The organism is [Actinomadura] parvosata subsp. kistnae (assembly GCF_900323885.1).
Lineage (GTDB): Bacteria > Actinomycetota > Actinomycetes > Streptosporangiales > Streptosporangiaceae > Nonomuraea > Nonomuraea composti.
On the sequence record NZ_OOHJ01000015.1, the window covers coordinates 594,004 to 610,405 of the forward strand.

Here is a 16,402-nt window from a genome sequence, read left to right on the forward strand (position 1 = left end):
CCCCGACAACCGGGCTTCTATCACCCGGCTGTCACGCGCTCAGCGGCGCTTCTTCGCGGCGGCCTTGAACAGGAACCCCAGCACGGACAGCACCGGGTCCTTCTGGACCTCGCACCAGTTGTCGGGCTGCTTCGGCTTGCTCCACGGGGACGGCAGCTCGCACGAGGGAGCCTGCGGCTTGGGCCGCTCACACCACGATCCGGGAGGGTTCATACCACAATCCTACGCCTTAGGACGGCGGGGCAACAGACGCGATACATCGTCTTTAGCAGATGCCTGCTTCAGGCAGCCGAGGCGGGTCGCCCTCCTTCAACCGGCGGCGGGGCGGCAGATGAGATGCGTGAGGGCGGCCACCGCCCGGTAGGGATCGGTGCTGCCCGCCCGCTCCTCGGCCGCCAGCAGCGCGTCGAGATCGGCGGGAATGGGCGCGTCACGGGGCGCGAGGTCGCTGAACACGCGCACGCCGTACCAGCGCCCCACCTCCAGCCCGTGCCCCGCCAGCCGCCGCGTCAGCTCCCCCAGCCGGTCGGCCCTGGCCGTGACGCCGATCCGGTTCCGGTAACGCGTCTCGTCGAACGCCGCCAGCGCCCCCGCCCAGTCACCCTGCAACCCGGGCCGCATGGCCAGCCCGTCACCGTTGCGCACGAGCAGCGACAGCACCCCGCCCGGCGCCAGCATGCCCGCCAGACCGGCGAGAAGCGGGTCGGGGTCGTCGAAGTACATCAGCACACCATGACAGAGCACCACGTCGAACCCGCCCGGCTCGAACAGCTCCCCCAGCCGCTCCGCCTGGGCCTGCACGGTCCTGACCCGCATACCGGGCTGGATCCCGGCCTCCAGGAGGTCGAGCAGCTCCCGGGAGGCGTCCAGCGCGGTCACCTGGTGGCCCCTGGCGGCCATCCTGAGCGCCTGCGTGCCCTGCCCGGAGCCGACGTCGAGGACGTGACAGGCGGTGGCGGGCAGGTTCTCCGCGAGCTGACGGGTCACCAGTTCCTGACGGACGACGTCGCGCAGCGTGCCCAGCCCCTCACGCCACCTGCTCTCGGCCCCCGAAAACCTCATGCCTCCGACCCTAACCGCCGGTTGTCCACAGCCCGCCCGCGCCCTGCACCGATCTTCCGCGGGGGCGGGTAACCTGCCGGGGTGCTGGTACACGGGGTCTGGACAACGGAGGGGCTCGCCTTCTGGGCGGAAACCACCCCCGCCGACCCCCCGCACCCCGACCCCGCCCGGGGCCCGGCACGCTCAGGTTCGGCCGGCACGCCCCGGCTCCACCCGTTCGCCGCCCCGCTCCCGCCCTCGCCACCACCCTCGGCCCCGACGCCCCACCTCGCGAGGCGCCGGCCACGCCGCACGAGCGGTGGTCGCGGCTGCTGGAGCTGCTGTTGCCCGGGTCGGCGAAGGAGCCGCTGCCCTCGCCCGAGACCGGCCGCATGGCGGAGGTGGCGCGCCCCCGGCTGCGGCTGTGGCGGGTGCCCGCCGTCGTCCCGCCCGCCGACGACGCCCTGCGCGTGCTCGCCGAGCACACCGGCACCGCGACGATGCGCCACTGGGCCGCCGTCGCCGCCTTCGCCCACGATTTGGTACGGCGGGGGCGCGTGATCCCGCAACTCGTGCTCGCCCCCGCCCCCGAGCGTGACGCGAATCGGACAGGCGACGAGATGGCGATGTGGGCGGCCCCCGAGGACGACGCCAGGGCCGTGTGGCGGCCGGTCCTGACGGGGGCCGACGCCGCCTACTTCCGCGACCTGGCCCTGGCCATGCCGCCCGCCTGCCGCACCTCCTCCACCGAACGCCCCTCCACGGAGGTCCAGCTGGAGGCCCTGGAGGCGTTCACCGACGCCCTGGTCCGCCGCACGCTCACCGAGCCCCTGCTCACCAGGCCGCCCCGCACGCTCCAGGAGCGCTGGCTGGCCGCCCTCACCGGCCCCCCGCCCACCGGGGTCGGCGGGGCCTGTCCTGACGTGCCGGAGCTGCGGCGGGAGCTGGAGAGGTGGTACGCGGCGGTGGCGGCGTCCGAGGGGGCGACGCGGGTGTGCTTCCGGCTGCTGGAGCCTGCCGAAGGCGACGACTGGCGGGTGGAGCTGGCGTTGCAGGCCGCCGACGACCCCAGCCTGTACGTCCCGGCCGCGCAGGTCTGGGGCGGGGTGACGGGGCTGCCGGGCAGGCCCGAGCGGGAGCTGCTGACGGGGCTGGGGCGGGCGGTGCGGCTGTACCCGGAGCTGGACCGGGCGCTGCGCGTGCCGGAGCCGAGCGAGCTGGTGCTCGACACGGCGGGCGCGTTCGGGTTCCTGCGGCAGGCGGCGCCGCTGCTGCAGGCGGCCGGGTTCGGGGTGCAGCTGCCCCGCTGGGCGGGCCGCACGCGGCTGGGGCTGAAGCTGACCACCCGCACCAGGAAGCAGCAGTCGGCGGCGGCCGGACAGGGCTTCGGCATGCGGGAGCTGGTCGACTTCCGGGTGGACCTCGCGGTCGGCGACGAGACGATCAGCGAGGCGGAGCTGGCCGAGCTGGCCAGGCTCAAGGTGCCGCTGGTGCGGGTGCGCGGCCAGTGGGTGGAGCTGGACGACCGGCAGCTCAAGGCGGCGTTGCGGGCGGTCGAGGGCGGCCGTGCGGGTGCGGCGAGCGCCGCCGAGATCCTGCGACAGGTCGTGCAGAGCGACGACGAGGAGCTGCCGCTGCTGGAGATCGACGCCGACGGGGTGCTGGGCGACCTGCTGTCGGGGCAGGCCGAGCGCCGCCTCACCCCGCTGGCGACCCCGCCGGGCCTCGATGCCACGCTGCGGCCGTACCAGGAGCGCGGGCTGGCGTGGCTGAGCTTCCTGTCGGGGCTGGGGCTGGGCGGGGTGCTGGCCGACGACATGGGCCTGGGCAAGACGATCACCACCCTGGCCCTCCTCGTCCACGAACGCACCGCCGCCCCGGGCTCTCACACTCCTGAACGTGCCGGCGCTCCGGCGCCCGCGGGTGAGGCCGCCGTGCCCGTGCCGGACGACGGGGTCGGGCCGACGTTGCTGGTGTGTCCGATGTCGTTGATCGGTAACTGGCAGCGGGAGGCGGCGCGGTTCGCGCCGGGGTTGCGGGTGTACGTGCACCACGGCAGCGGGCGTGACGCGGCCGGGATCGCGGAGGCCGATCTGGTGATCACCACCTACGGCACCGCCCAGCGCGACCTGGAGACGCTCAAGCAGTACCAGTGGCGCAGGGTCGTGTGCGACGAAGCGCAGGCGATCAAGAACAGCGGCACGTTGCAGGCCCAGGCGGTGCGGGCCATCCCGACGGGCACGAGGCTCGCGTTGACGGGCACTCCGGTGGAGAATCACCTGGCCGAGCTCTGGTCGATCATGGAGTTCGCGAACCCGGGCCTGCTGGGGCCGCGGTCGCGGTTCAGGACGCGGTTCCAGGAGCCGATCGAGGCCCGGCAGGACGAGCAGGCGGCCACCGCGCTCAAGCGGGCGACGGGCCCGTTCATCCTGCGCCGGCTCAAGACCGACAAGTCGATCATCTCGGACCTGCCGGAGAAGCTGGAGGTCAAGGAGTGGTGCCCGCTCACGACGGAGCAGGCCACGCTCTACCAGGCGGTCGTGGACGACATGCTGGCCAAGATCGACAGCAGTGAGGGCATCGAGCGGCGCGGGCTGGTGCTGTCGGCCATGGCCAAGCTCAAGCAGGTCTGCAACCATCCCGCCCACCTGCTGAAAGACGGCTCGCGGCTGGCCGGCCGGTCGGGGAAGCTGGCCCGGCTGGAGCAGCTGTCGGAGGAGATCCTGGCGGAGGGCGAGAAGGCGCTGCTGTTCACGCAGTACGCCGAGTTCGGCGCGATGCTGCAGCCCTATCTGGCGCAGCGGCTCGACCGGCCGGTGCTCTGGCTGCACGGCGGGCTGCCGAAGAAGACCCGCGACCGGCTGGTGGACCGCTTCCAGCAGGATCCGGAGCCGGCGCTGTTCGTGCTGTCGCTGAAGGCGGCCGGGGTCGGGCTCAACCTGACCGCCGCCAACCACGTGGTGCACGTGGACCGCTGGTGGAACCCGGCGGTGGAGGACCAGGCGACCGACCGCGCGTTCCGGATCGGGCAGCGCAAGAACGTGCAGGTGCGCAAGCTCATCTGCGCGGGCACCCTGGAGGAGCGTGTGGACCAGATGATCGAGCGCAAGAAGGCGCTGGCCGAGCGGGTGGTCGGCACGGGCGAAGACTGGCTGACCGACCTGTCCACGGAGGAGCTGCGCGAGGTGTTCCGCCTGACGGCCGAGGGGGTGGGCTGATGGCCTGGTGGGAGGCCACTCTGCCGGGCACAGCGGGCGAGGTGAGCTGATGGCGTGGTTCGCGGCGAGTGGGCCGATTCGGGTCGAGGGCGGGATCAAGGCCAGGTCGCAGCGGGGCAGTATCGGCTCCGCCTGGTGGTCGCGCCGGTTCATCGACATCCTGGAGCGCGTCTGCGACAAGGGCCGGCTCTCGCGGGGGCGCGCCTACGCCCGCAAGGGGCAGGTGTTGTCGATCGAGCTGGCCGCCGGTGAGGTGACGGCCGCCGTGCAGGGGTCGCGGCCGGATCCGTACGAGGTCGTGGTCAGGATCGAGGCGTACGGCGAGGAGCGCTGGGCCGCCATCGAGGAGGAGATCGCGGCGCAGGCCGTCTACCGGGCCAGGCTGCTGGCCGGTGAGATGCCGGAGGAGATCGAGGAGTTGTTCGCGGCGCTGGGCGCCGACCTGTTCCCGCGCGATCTCGACATGCACTGCTCGTGCCCCGACTGGGGTTTCCCGTGCAAGCACCTGTCGGCGGTGCTGTACCTGCTGGCGGAGTCGTTCGACGACGATCCGTTCCTGGTGCTGGCGTGGCGGGGGCGGACGAAAGAGCAGTTGCTGGGGTCGCTGGCGGAGGAGCGGGGGGCGGATCCGTTGCGGGTGGCGGATGTGCCGTTCGCGGATCGGCTGGCCGATTTCTACGCGCCGGGGGCGACGGCGCACCGGCCGGAGCGGCGGCCGGTGGCGGTGGCGCCCGATCTGCTGTTGCGGGTCTTCCCGCCGCCCGGCGAGCTGGAGAGTGCGCTCACCCCGGCGTACAAGGGGCTTGCGGACGCGTGACGTACGCCCCCTTCGCACTTTCCCTGCCCGCAACCTGCCCGTGACGCACGGAGATTGCTCGGTTACTTTGGGCAGGAGAAGCCGCGACCTAGGGAAAGGGCGGAACCATGGGATTTTCCTGGACCTGAGCCGCTGAAAGTCGGCTGAGACTCAGCGGTCCTCGAAGGCGGCGGGCACCATGACGCGCACTCCGTTCGGAACCACGCGGAGCCGGATCGGAGTGCGCAGCCGCACCTCGCCGTCGACGTCAGCGGCCATCGGGGGGTCGGTCTCCAGCAGCATCTCCCTGCCGACGACGAACGGCCCGCCGGCCAGGCTGCGCCAGCGGCCGGTGGTGGCGCGCAGCAGGGTCTCGCCGAGCAGGCGCAGCTTCTTGCCGGAGCCGAGCTGGTAGGCGACGAGCATGCCGTTGTCGATGCTGATGTCGCGGGCGACCTGCCAGCCGCCGTGGAAGCGGCCGTTGGCGATGTTGAGCTGGTGGGTGAGCAGCTCGTGGCGCTGCCCCTCGACGGTGATGTAGGCGCGGAACGGCCGGTGGTTGGGCAGGATGGTCAGCGCGGTGAGCGGGTAGGCGGGGCGGCCGACGACGCGTTTAAGCCACGGCTTGACCTTGCCGGCCACCTCGACGGAGACGCCGAAGCTGGCCAGGTTCGCGAACGGCCGGTCGTCGGCCATGCCGAGGTCGATGTCGGCGACCTTGCCGGTGGCGAACACGCGGATCGCGCCGGCGAGGTCGAGCGGCAGCCCGAGGCTGCGGGCGAAGTTGTTGGTGGTGCCGAGCGGCAGCACGCCGAGCGCCACGTCGCGGTGGGCGACATGGCGCACGGCCGTGGACAGCGTGCCGTCGCCACCGCCGACGATGAGCAGGTCGGGGTCGGTGGCGAGGGCGGTGTCGAGCAGGTCGCGCAGCTTCTTGGTGTTGTAGACCGACAGCTCCGCCAGCGGGTCGAACCCGAGGTTGTGGATCTGCTCGATCACCTCGAAGTAGTGACGGCGGCCGCGGCGTGAGCGAGTGTTCACCACCACCGCCACCCGGCGATCCCGCCGGATCGCCTCGGTGTGCTCATCTTTGGTGCGCAGTTCGCTCATGGTCATCAATCGTAGGTGCAAAGACTCGCGACCTGAGATCGATCGCCGGACGCGACTGATCTTAGGGGCCGCCGGGGTGGCCGGCGGCCCTCGGACGGGTTACTTCTTCGGGGGCACCACGTGAACGATCGCGCCCAGGTTGCCGGGGAGCGGGCTCACGAGCTTGAACTGCACGCCCAGCGCCTTGCCCTCGTCGCCGGGGTTGCCGGTGCCGAGGACGGAGCCGGCGGCCACCTGGCCGTACAGCTCGGTGGCGGGGGTGCCGTCCTGGTGCACCACGCGGGTGGTGTAGGTCTGGTCGCCCTTGGACGGGACGACCACGGAGGCGTCGGCGTCGCGGAAGTACAGCCCGCCGTCGATCACCTCGAGGCCCGGGTACCAGGTCTTGGCGTCGGTGAAGGTGGAGACGCCCTTCTGCGCGGGCAGGTCCGTGCAGTACGCGCTGAACGGCTCGTCCGGCGCCTCCAGGCACTCCTTGAACGGGTACGTCTTGCCGAACCCGAACGCGGCGTTGGAGGACTGCACCCGGCCCTGGAGGTTCTTCTGCAGCGTCGGGTCCTTCTCCGCGGCCACACCGGTCCTGCGCAGCGGGTCGAAGTGGGAGTCGACGACGAGCAGGCTGCCCTTGGAGCCGAGGCTCGGCGGCTGCCTGAGGCTGTCGCCGAGGTTGTTGTTGATGTACGTCGAGTCGCGGTACCAGACGAGCAGACCGGGCGCGTTGTACTTGATCTTCTGCACCTTCCACGCCCCGTCACGGGAGTAGTCGGTGTCGTAGGTGTACTGCAGGCCCTTGTCGAAGCCGTCGAAGTTGCGCCACTCGGCGAGGTAGAAGCGCTGGATCTCGCGCTCGCCGTTGTTGCGCGTCCAGCCGGTGCCGCTGGTGTTGGTGAACGTGCCGTGCAGCGGCTTCCAGCCGGTGTCGCTCTCGACGTCGTCGCTCCACACGGCGGTGCCGCCGTTGGTGAGCTGGAAGTCGTCCACGTGCCAGCCGCGCGCCTGGAAGGCGGCGTCGGTGTTGTAGGTGAGCCGCAGCTTGATGGTCTGCCCGGCGAACGGCGTCAGGTTCACGTAGTCGTGCCGCCAGGCGCCGCCGGTGTCACCGGTGAGTCCGTACTTCTTGTTGCCGAAGGTCTTGAGGTTCTTGTACGGGTCCGGGTAGTCGTCCGGCGTGCTGACCTCGTTGCCGGCCTCGTCGTAGACCTTCTGCTGGGTCCACGTCTGGCCGCCGTCGGTGGAGACCTCGACGAAGCCGAAGTCCCAGTCCTGCTCGATCTCGTAGTTGTTCCACATCCACAGCTTGAGATCGGTGCCGGCGGGGACGGGCAGGTCGCGCTGCAGGCTGAGGTTGGCCCAGTCCTGGTCGAGGCCGCTCCACCAGGCGTTGGAGCCGCTGTGCACGTCGATCATCTTGAGCGGCGTGGAGGCCAGGTTCACCCGGACGCCGTCCTGGGTGAGCTTGGGCGTGCGCGACGCCTGGCCGACGGTGACGAGCTTGGCGGCGTCACCGGGGTTGAACGTCTTCGGGTTCGCCCAGCCGAGCACCCACTTGTCCCACAGGCCCATGTGGCTCGGCATCGACTGGAAGATCGGGCCGGAGTGGGAGCCGCTGGACATCAGGTCCCAGAAGTCCACGGCGGAGCTGTACTGGCCGGAGGTGTCGTACAGGTCGGGCAGGCCGAGGTCGTGGCCGTACTCGTGGGCGAAGACGCCGACGCCGGAGTCCTCGGGCTGCACGATGTAGTTGGAGATCTTGATGTTGGTGCCGGGCACCTTGTAGCCGCCGGCGACGGCGCTGGAGTGGGCCCAGATCGCGTACGTGCCCTGGGCGCCGCCGTCGGAGGACTTGTCCTTGCCGGCGTGCACGAGCACGAGGTGGTCGATCACGCCGTCGGGCTCGGCGAAGTTGCCGTCACCGTCGGCGTCGGAGATGTCCTCGACGTCGTAGTCCGCCCACGGGAAGTCGGGCTGGGCCTGGGCCAGGGCGTTGACGGTGTCGATGGGCAGCTGCTGGGCGCCGATCGGGTTGTCCGGGTGGCCGGACATGTCCTGGGGCGGGTTGCCGCAGGCGGCGGCGCCGTACCAGGCCTCGGAGTGCGGCACCTTGATCCAGCCGACGGCGGAGCCGGTGACGGAGTAGGCGCCCTTCGACATCTCCTCGTACATCTTCTTCATGGTGTAGCCGGAGATGTCGATGCCGGGCTTGCCGTCGCGCGGGTCCTTCAGGTCGAGGCGGACGCGCTCGGTGATGCCCTTGTCGGTGTAGAGCATCTTGTTGAAGTGCTCGGTGCTGAAGTCCTTGACCCAGAAGGAGTTGTTGTCCTTGTGCGGCAGCGTGGCCGGGTCGGGGATCTGGTTGTGCAGCGGGCCGTTCATGAGCGTGCCGGGCGGCTCGACGACGCAGTCGTCGGCGGCGCCCTGGGTGCTGCGCAGGCGGTTGAAGCCGGAGAAGTCGTCGTTGGCCTGCTCGTTGAACTCGACGAGGACCGTCAGGAGCTTGGCCGTGCGGGTCTGCTTGGTGTTCTTGAAGATCCATTCAGCGGGGTTGCGCCCGGTCCTGATGGCCTGCTCCTCGCGGGCGGCGAGGATGCGGCCGGTCGCCGGGTTGCCGCTGTTGAACTTCCGGTCGAACTTCTGGGCGGGGGTGAGTGAGCGCGAGCGCGCGTCCTCGACCTTGGGCTCCTTCGTCTCGTGGGGGACGGCCGGAGGAGCGTAGTTGATGTAGTAGTCCGCCGCCGTGGGCTGGTAGTTCGCGACGGAGGTCGCGGCCGCCGGGGGCGTGGACAGGGCGGCGCCAAGGAGGGCGACCGCCGGGATCGTTGCTAACAGGCGCTTAGTACGAGGCACCAGGAACCCTCTCTGCCCGGGGTCGCCGGGCGCATGGCCATAGGGTGTGCAATGCCGGACGCTAAGGGGTACGTCAACCGAACGTAAAGTACGTTGTTGAAACGTGATCAAACTACGACATTTCAGAACATCAGCATCACGGCAATGACCCCGCCCGCAATAGCCCCGCCGTAACAAAACAGTGCTATCACCAGGTCGAACCGGGCCAGACCGAGCAGCTCCTCACTGGTGTGCCGGATCCGGTGCGCGGCGTGGAAGAGACACAGCACGACCACCACGACGAGCGCGAGCCGTACGAGCACGTTGCCCAGCAGCCCGCGCAGGTGCCCGGCGGTGGGCCAGTCCACGACCCCGAGCGGCATGAGCACCCCGAACAGCAGCACCAGCACCGGCAGCACGAGCGCCGCCACCACTCCCCCGCCGCTGAACAGCAGCCACAGGTACGGCTCCGGCGTGCGCCGCACCGCGACCCCCTCGGCACGCCTCATCCGAACCCCCTCAGCACGCCTCATCGGAACCCCCGGAGCACGAAGAACGCGATGACCGCCGAGACGACCAGCCACAGCGAGTGGTTGCCGCCCTGGATCATCCACGCGGGCAGCCGGTAGCCGTCCAGGCGCACGACCGTGGCCTTCGGCGCGAGGTTCAGGAACGTGACCGAGTGGAACGCGGTCGCCGCCAGCGCCACCACGTTGATCGCGATCATCCAGGGCCGCCCGGCCAGCGCCACGAACTCCGGCAGCCCGCCGCTCAGCACCGCGCTGACCAGCATCAGCAGGAACGCCACCGACCAGGCCACGAAGACGCTGGTCAGCTCGCGCAGCACGAAGACCGTGTAGCTGCGGGTGCGGGCGAACCAGAGGCGGTCCCGCCGCGGCCGGTAGGCGGCGCCCGCGGGCACCTCGGTCTTCATCGCCTGCTCCACGGCAGCACCGAGCGCAGCGCGGCGGTCAGCTTGTAACGCTGGATCGCCTCGGCCGGGTCCACGTGCTTCGGGCAGACCTTCGTGCACTCGCCGACGAACGTGCACCCCCACACCGCGTCCTCCTGGTTGAGCACGTCGAAGCGGTCGCCCATGTCCCGCGAGTCGAGGTTGTAGCGCTGGGCCAGCGCGATGGCGGCCGGGCCGAGGAAGTCGGGGTCGAGCACGTAGACCGGGCAGGCCGAGTAACACAGCAGGCAGTTGATGCACATGCTGTACTGCTTGTACGCCTCCAGCTGCTCGGGCGTCTGGGCGTACTCGGCGGTCAGCGGCAGGTCCTCGCCCTCCCTGATCAGCCAGGGCCGCACCGACGACAGCTTGGCCAGGAACCCGTCGATGTCCACCACCAGGTCCCTGATGATCGGGAACCCCTTCAGCGGCTCGACCCTGACCGGCCCGTCGCCGTACTCGCTGAGGAAGGTGCCGCAGGTCAGCCGGGCCTCGCCGTTGACCGTCATGCCGCACGAGCCGCACACGCCCATCCGGCACGACCAGCGGTAGGACAGGCTGCCGTCGAGCTGGTCCTTGATGTGGTTGAGGCCGTCCAGCACGGCCCAGTCGCTCATGAGCGGCACGTCGTAGCCCTGGAAGACCGGCTCGGCGTCCTGCCCGGGCCGGTACCTCGCCACTTCCATCCGGATCGTCCGGGTGCCCGCCGCCTGCCGTACCGCTTGCGTCGTGTCAGTCACGGCCGTAGACCCTTTCTCCCGGTGGCCAGCGTGTGATCGTCACGGGCAGCAGGCCGACCGACGGCGTGCCGTCGGGGGCGCGGTGCACCAGCGAGTGCGCCAGGAACGCCGCGTCGTCCCTGGCCGAGAAGTCGGTGCGCTGGTGCGCGCCGCGCGACTCCTCCCTGTTCAGCGCGCAGGCGGCGATCGTCTGCGCGATCTCCAGCATGCTGCGCAGCTCCAGCAGGTTGATCAGCTCCGTGTTGAACGCGGTGCTGCTGTCCTCCATGCGGGCCTCCTCGGCCCGCTCGCGCAGCTCCGCGAGCGTGTCCACGGCCTTGGCCAGCACGTCGCCCGTGCGGTAGATGCCGGCCGCCCCTTCGAGGGTGTGCTGCATCCGCTCGCGCAGGTCGGCGATCCGCTCGCCGCGCCCGTTCCGGGGCCGGCCGCCCTCGCGCGCGCGTTCCAGCCGCCGCCGCTCGTCCTCGCCCTGGCTCCGTACGGCCGGCGGCTCGGCCTCGCGGTGCTCCTTGGCGAACGCGGCCGCCGCGATGCCCGCCCGGCGGCCGAAGACGAGGATCTCCGGCAGCGAGTTGGAGCCCAGCCGGTTGGCGCCGTTGATGCTCACGCAGGCCGTCTCCCCGGCCGCGTACAGGCCCGCGATGGGGGTGGCGCCGTGGAGGTCGGTGTGGACGCCGCCCATCATGTAGTGCACGACCGGGCGGACCGGGATGAGGTCGGTGGCCGGGTCGAGGTTCTGGTAGCTGCGGCACAGCTCGCGCACGAACGGGATGCGGGCGTCGATCTTCGCCTCGCCGAGGTGGCGCAGGTCGAGGTAGACCACCGGCCCGTACGGGGTGTCCACGGTGCGGCCCTGCCGCTGCTCGTGCACGAACGCCTGCGAGAGCCGGTCGCGCGGCCCCAGCTCCATGCTGCGCAGCCTCGGGGTGGGCGTCGGCTTGCCCAGGTCGTAGTCCTGGAGGTAGCGGTAGCCGTCCTTGTTGATCAGCCAGCCGCCCTCCGCCCTGGCCGCCTCGGTGATGAGGATGCCCGTGAACGGCAGGCCGGTCGGGTGGTACTGGACGAACTCCATGTCCTTGAGCGGCGCGCCCTCCCGGTAGGCCAGCGCCATGCCGTCGCCGGTCTTGACGGCGGCGTTCGTGGTGAAGGGGAAGACCCGGCCGCAGCCGCCGGTGGCCAGGATGACGGTCCTGGCGGGGATGGTCTCGATGCGGCCGGTCCTGATCTCGGTGGCGACGACGCCGTGGACGCGGCCGTCGTCGACGAGGAGCTTGGTGACGTACCACTCGTCGTACCTGATGATGTCCTGATATTTCAAGGTGGTCTGGAAGAGCGTGTGCAGCAGGTGGAAGCCGGTCTTGTCGGCCGCGTACCAGGTGCGCATCTTCTTCATGCCGCCGAACGGCCGCACCGCGACCCGCCCGTCGCTCTCGCGGCTCCACGGGCAGCCCCAGTGTTCGAGCTGGATCAGCTCCTTGGGCGCCTCGGCCACGAACGCCTCCACCGCGTCCTGGTCGCACAGCCAGTCGCCGCCCGAGATCGTGTCGTAGCAGTGCTCGTCGAGCGTGTCCCCAGGGGCGATCACCCCGGCGGCGCCGCCCTCGGCGGAGACGGTGTGGCTGCGCATCGGATACACCTTCGACACGACCGCCACCTTGAGCGCGGGGTCGGTCTCGGCGACCGCCACGGCGGCCCGCAGCCCGGCTCCGCCTCCTCCGACGATGAGCACGTCGATCATCTACGTCACTTCCCGAGGTCCGGCCGGATCGGGTCCTTCACCCGCTTGCCGTCGTGGCGGATGGCGGACAGGTGGATGCTGCCGTCGTGGTACTCGTGCCTGATGCGGCGGCAGCCGCAGTCGAAGAGCTGGTCGCGGATGACCAGGCCGTAGCCGTCGTCGTCGACGAGGCGATCACCTCCGGACTGCTTCCCGCAGGGGGCCGTCTCGGGGTCGAAGGGAATCTTCGTGCCTGTCATCGCCGATCTCCCTAGATAGGCGAAAGGTCATGGAGGAGGGTCAGCCGGGGGCGTCCTGGCGCGGCGGCACCTCGGGAGTGCCGCTCTCTTCGGTCTCCGGCGGCTGCTCGTCGGGCTTCTCGTGCGGGTAGTGCAGGTCGAAGGCCGGGCGTTCGGAGCGGATGGGCGGCATGCGGGTGAAGTTGTGGCGCGGCGGCGGGCAGCTCGTCGCCCATTCGAGGGAGTTGCCGTAGCCCCACGGGTCGTCGAGCGTGACCTTGGGGGCGTGCCGGGCGGTCTTCCAGACGTTGTAGAGGAACGGCAGCGTCGAGGCGCCCAGCAGGAACGCCCCGACCGAGGAGATCTCGTTCAGCGTGGTGAAGCCGTCGGCCGCGCCGTAGTCGGCGTAACGCCTGGGCATGCCGAGCTGGCCGAGCACGTGCTGGATGAGGAACGTGGTGTGGAAGCCGATGAACAGCGTCCAGAAGTGGATCTTGCCGAGCCGGTCGTCGAGCAGCCGGCCGGTCATCTTCGGCCACCAGAAGTAGAAGCCCGAGAACATGGCGAACACGACGGTGCCGAACACCACGTAGTGGAAGTGCGCGACGACGAAGTACGTGTCGCTGATGTGGAAGTCGAGCGGCGGCGAGGCCAGGATGATCCCGGTCAGCCCGCCCAGCAGGAACGTCACGAGGAAGCCGATCGCGAACAACATCGGCGTCTCGAAGCTCAGATGGCCGCGCCACATCGTGCCGATCCAGTTGAAGAACTTCACCCCGGTCGGCACCGCGATGAGGAACGTCATGAACGAGAAGAACGGCAGCAGCACCTGCCCGGTGGGGAACATGTGGTGCGCCCACACCGTCATCGACAGCCCGGCGATCGCGATCGTGGCCCCGACCAGGCTCCCGTAGCCGAAGATCGGCTTGCGGCTGAAGACCGGGATGACCTCGGTGATGATGCCGAAGAACGGCAGCGCGATGATGTAGACCTCGGGATGGCCGAAGAACCAGAACAGGTGCTGCCAGAGGATCGGCCCGCCGTTGTCGGACAGGAAGACCTGCGTGCCCAGCTTGCGGTCGGACTCCAGCACCAGCAGCGCCGCCGCCAGCACGGGGAAGGCCATCAGCACGAGCATGCTGGTCAGCAGCACGTTCCAGGTGAACATCGGCATGCGGAACATCGTCATGCCGGGCGCCCGCATGCCGATGATCGTGGTCACGAAGTTGACCGCGCCGAGGATCGTGCCGAGGCCCGACATCGCCAGGCCCATGATCCACAGGTCCGCGCCGACCTGCGGCGTGTGCACCGCCGACGACAGCGGCGTGTAGGCGAACCAGCCGAAGTCGGCCGCGCCGCCCGGCGTGAAGAAACCCGCGACCACCATCAGCCCGCCGAACAGGAACAGCCAGTACGCCACCGCGTTCAGCCGGGGGAAGGCCACGTCGGGGGCGCCGATCTGCAGCGGCATGACCACGTTCGCGAACCCCGCGAACAGCGGGGTGGCGAACAGCAGCAGCATCACCGTGCCGTGGATGGTGAAGAGCTGGTTGTACTGCTGCTGGCTGACGATCTGCATGCCGGGCGCGGCCAGCTCGGCCCGGATGAACATGGCCATGACGCCCGCGACGAGGAAGAAGGCGAACGAGGTGATCAGGTAGAGGTACCCGATGACCTTGTGATCGGTCGTCGACAGCCAGGATGCGATGATCGTCCCGGTGCGACGGCGCCTGACCTGCTCGATCGAGGTCTCTCGAACGGTCGTCACGGCTGCTCCCTCCGACGCGGAGTTGTGCCTGCCCCGATCTACCCATTCCACGCCAACGATCGCCGCTCGGCTAGGCGTTCTTTGTGATTGGCTCCCGAAAGCTTTGATCCGCGCCCCGTCTCCATGGCTGTCCACATGGCGGATACCGTCCGGCCGGGCCGGTGACATCTTCTATCCTTCGAAGGTCAACAGAATCGGAGGAGATGCTCGTGACCGCCCAGCGTGACTACGCCGACCTCGTCCAGCGAGGGCTCTCGCTCGACCTCACCAGGGGCAAGCCGTCGCCGCGCCAGCTCGACCTCTCCAACGATCTGCTCAAACTGCCCACGTCCTACCAGGCGGCCGACGGCACCGACGGCCGCAACTACGGCAACCTCCAGGGCCTGGCGGAGCTGCGCGAGCTGTTCGCGCCGCTGGTGCAGGTGCCGGCGGAGCAGCTCGTCGTCGGCGGCAACTCCAGCCTGGCGCTGATGCACGACACCGTGGTGCACGCGCTGCTCACGCCGGTGCCCGGCGCCGCCCGCCGGTGGGTCGAGGAGCCGGAGATCACGTTCCTGTGCCCGGTGCCCGGCTACGACCGGCACTTCACGATCTGCGAGCGGTTCGGCATCAAGATGGTGCCCGTGCCGATGACCGCCGAGGGCCCCGACATGGACGTCGTCGAGCGCCTGGTCGCCGCCGACGCGAGCGTCAAGGGCATGTGGTGCGTGCCGAAGTACAGCAACCCGTCCGGCATCACCTACAGCGACGAGACCGTGCGCAGGCTGGCCGCCATGCGGACGGCCGCGCCCGACTTCCGGATCTTCTGGGACAACGCGTACGCGGTGCACCACCTCACCGACACCCCCGACGAGCTGGCCGACCTGCTGGCCCTGGCCGCCGAGCACGGCAACGCCGACCGGGTGTTCGTCTACGCCTCCACCTCGAAGGTGACGCTGGCCGGCTCCGGCGTCTCGTTCTTCGGCGGCTCCCCGGCGAACGTGAAGTGGTTCCTGCACAACACCTCGAAGCAGTCGATCGGCCCCGACAAGATCAACCAGCTCCGCCACGTCGAGTTCCTGCGTGACGGCGCCGGGGTGGCCGCGCACATGCGCCGGCACGCCGAGCTGATCGGCCCGAAGTTCGAGCTGGTCGACAAGGTGCTGACCGAGCGGCTGGGTGACCTGGCCACCTGGACGAGCCCGCGGGGCGGCTACTTCATCAGCCTGGAGGTGCCGCACGCCGCCGAGGTGGTGGCCAGGGCCAAGGCGGCCGGCATCGCGCTGACGCCCGCCGGGGCCACGCACCCGTACGGCAAGGACCCCGACGACCGCGTGATCAGGATCGCGCCGACCTACCCCGGCCTCGACGAGCTGGAGCAGGCCATCAACGGCCTGGCCGTCTGCGTCCGCCTGGTCGCCGAAGAGCGCGGCTGAACCCGGCTGGCGGCCCCCGTCCCACTAGGGGCGGGGGCCGTCCTGCTAAGGGCGGGGGCCGCCGTTCCTGAAGCCGAAGATGTACTCGCGCGTCTCGCTGGGGTGGAACGTGATGTCCACGCCCGGCTCGAAGACGACGTTGTCGCGCGCGCAGTAGTACAGGCTCTCCCACACGCGCAGCGCCTTCTCCCTGGCGGGCGCCTCCGCCCGGTCGCGCCGGCGGGCGCCGCGCGCGCCGAGCACGTTCAGCAGGCCGAACGCCCAGAACAGGCCGGTCAGGCAGAACGGCGCCAGCAGCACCTCGCCCCAGTTCGGGTCCTGGCCCATCGCGATCACCAGCGACACGACGAGATGCACCAGGGCCGCGACCAGCAGCAGCACGTATCCCTGGTTCCTGGCCCACGCCGTGTAGTGTCGGCTGGGGAACGACAGCCACACCGCGAGCTGCGTGCGGCTCATGACGTGCTTGGACGCGCCGAGCTCCGCCGCCGTGGGCAGGTCGGCGACCTCGCGCGTGCCTGGTAACCGCACCCGCCCGATCCGGTACGTGGTCCCAGCGGCCACCGCCCCAGGAACCGCGACA

At 70.3% G+C, this 16,402-nt stretch carries 14 protein-coding genes; 3 read left to right on the forward strand and 11 right to left on the reverse strand.

Annotated elements, in window-relative coordinates:
• Positions 1-39: 39 nt before the first annotated feature.
• Together KIS93_RS17455 and KIS93_RS17460 are read right to left on the reverse strand one after the other, a co-directional pair.
• Positions 40-213 carry a hypothetical protein gene (locus KIS93_RS17455; protein WP_155126423.1) on the reverse strand — a complete coding sequence of 58 codons (174 nt, stop codon included), beginning with the start codon at positions 211-213 and terminating at the stop codon, positions 40-42.
• 96 nt (positions 214-309) lie between these two features.
• On the reverse strand, positions 310-1,062 hold the full coding sequence (locus KIS93_RS17460) for a class I SAM-dependent methyltransferase (RefSeq protein WP_080036596.1): 753 nt from the start codon (positions 1,060-1,062) through the stop codon (positions 310-312).
• A 323-nt stretch (positions 1,063-1,385) separates the two neighbouring features.
• Between KIS93_RS17460 and KIS93_RS17465 the strand changes: the two genes are divergently transcribed.
• Entirely contained in the window at positions 1,386-4,259 is a 2,874-nt protein-coding gene (locus KIS93_RS17465) for a DEAD/DEAH box helicase (RefSeq protein ID WP_246005301.1), read from the forward strand.
• A gap of 49 nt (positions 4,260-4,308) precedes the next feature.
• Complete coding sequence (locus KIS93_RS17470; RefSeq protein ID WP_080036594.1) at positions 4,309-5,076, forward strand: SWIM zinc finger family protein; 768 nt, start codon at positions 4,309-4,311, stop codon at positions 5,074-5,076.
• Positions 5,077-5,226: 150 nt separating this feature from the next.
• Here the strand turns inward: KIS93_RS17470 and KIS93_RS17475 are convergent, their stop codons facing one another.
• The 8 genes from KIS93_RS17475 to ctaD form a co-directional block, all read right to left on the reverse strand.
• Entirely contained in the window at positions 5,227-6,165 is a 939-nt protein-coding gene (locus tag KIS93_RS17475) for a diacylglycerol/lipid kinase family protein (protein WP_080036593.1), read from the reverse strand.
• Between the two features lie 99 nt (positions 6,166-6,264).
• Complete coding sequence (locus tag KIS93_RS17480; protein WP_230465964.1) at positions 6,265-9,009, reverse strand: immune inhibitor A domain-containing protein; 2,745 nt, start codon at positions 9,007-9,009, stop codon at positions 6,265-6,267.
• Between the two features lie 122 nt (positions 9,010-9,131).
• The gene (gene frdD, locus KIS93_RS17485) at positions 9,132-9,497 is read right to left on the reverse strand and encodes a fumarate reductase subunit FrdD (protein ID WP_080036592.1); all 366 of its coding nucleotides are present in this window, start codon (positions 9,495-9,497) and stop codon (positions 9,132-9,134) included.
• Positions 9,498-9,517: 20 nt separating this feature from the next.
• Complete coding sequence (locus KIS93_RS17490; RefSeq protein WP_080036591.1) at positions 9,518-9,922, reverse strand: fumarate reductase subunit C; 405 nt, start codon at positions 9,920-9,922, stop codon at positions 9,518-9,520.
• Positions 9,919-10,680: a succinate dehydrogenase iron-sulfur subunit gene (gene sdhB, locus KIS93_RS17495; RefSeq protein WP_230465963.1), complete on the reverse strand. Its 762-nt coding sequence runs from the start codon at positions 10,678-10,680 to the stop codon at positions 9,919-9,921. Before sdhB ends, KIS93_RS17490 begins: the two co-directional genes overlap by 4 nt.
• Positions 10,673-12,418: a fumarate reductase (quinol) flavoprotein subunit gene (gene frdA, locus KIS93_RS17500; protein ID WP_080036589.1), complete on the reverse strand. Its 1,746-nt coding sequence runs from the start codon at positions 12,416-12,418 to the stop codon at positions 10,673-10,675. Before frdA ends, sdhB begins: the two co-directional genes overlap by 8 nt.
• A gap of 5 nt (positions 12,419-12,423) precedes the next feature.
• Positions 12,424-12,657: a hypothetical protein gene (locus tag KIS93_RS17505; RefSeq protein ID WP_080036588.1), complete on the reverse strand. Its 234-nt coding sequence runs from the start codon at positions 12,655-12,657 to the stop codon at positions 12,424-12,426.
• Between the two features lie 40 nt (positions 12,658-12,697).
• Positions 12,698-14,404 carry an aa3-type cytochrome oxidase subunit I gene (ctaD, locus tag KIS93_RS17510; RefSeq protein WP_080036587.1) on the reverse strand — a complete coding sequence of 569 codons (1,707 nt, stop codon included), beginning with the start codon at positions 14,402-14,404 and terminating at the stop codon, positions 12,698-12,700.
• Positions 14,405-14,607: 203 nt separating this feature from the next.
• Here ctaD and KIS93_RS17515 point away from each other — a divergent pair, with 203 nt between their 5' ends.
• A complete protein-coding gene (locus tag KIS93_RS17515) occupies positions 14,608-15,819 on the forward strand; it encodes an aspartate aminotransferase type Ic (protein WP_080036586.1) in 1,212 nt (403 codons plus the stop codon).
• A 45-nt stretch (positions 15,820-15,864) separates the two neighbouring features.
• Here the strand turns inward: KIS93_RS17515 and KIS93_RS17520 are convergent, their stop codons facing one another.
• Positions 15,865-16,383, reverse strand: a complete 519-nt coding sequence (locus KIS93_RS17520; RefSeq protein WP_080036585.1) for a hypothetical protein — start codon at positions 16,381-16,383, stop codon at positions 15,865-15,867.
• Positions 16,384-16,402: the final 19 nt, after the last annotated feature.

What these genes read in the sequence shown, in the direction of transcription:
- KIS93_RS17475 (WP_080036593.1), bottom strand. Translation starts at nt 6,165, where the DNA reads ATGAGCGAACTGCGCACCAAAGATGAGCACACCGAGGCGATCCGGCGG.
- frdA (WP_080036589.1), bottom strand. Translation starts at nt 12,418, where the DNA reads ATGATCGACGTGCTCATCGTCGGAGGAGGCGGAGCCGGGCTGCGGGCC.
- KIS93_RS17470 (WP_080036594.1), top strand. Translation starts at nt 4,309, where the DNA reads ATGGCGTGGTTCGCGGCGAGTGGGCCGATTCGGGTCGAGGGCGGGATC.
- KIS93_RS17515 (WP_080036586.1), top strand. Translation starts at nt 14,608, where the DNA reads ATGCTCGTGACCGCCCAGCGTGACTACGCCGACCTCGTCCAGCGAGGG.
- KIS93_RS17455 (WP_155126423.1), bottom strand. Translation starts at nt 213, where the DNA reads ATGAACCCTCCCGGATCGTGGTGTGAGCGGCCCAAGCCGCAGGCTCCC.
- frdD (WP_080036592.1), bottom strand. Translation starts at nt 9,497, where the DNA reads ATGAGGCGTGCCGAGGGGGTCGCGGTGCGGCGCACGCCGGAGCCGTAC.
- KIS93_RS17460 (WP_080036596.1), bottom strand. Translation starts at nt 1,062, where the DNA reads ATGAGGTTTTCGGGGGCCGAGAGCAGGTGGCGTGAGGGGCTGGGCACG.
- KIS93_RS17505 (WP_080036588.1), bottom strand. Translation starts at nt 12,657, where the DNA reads ATGACAGGCACGAAGATTCCCTTCGACCCCGAGACGGCCCCCTGCGGG.
- KIS93_RS17490 (WP_080036591.1), bottom strand. Translation starts at nt 9,922, where the DNA reads ATGAAGACCGAGGTGCCCGCGGGCGCCGCCTACCGGCCGCGGCGGGAC.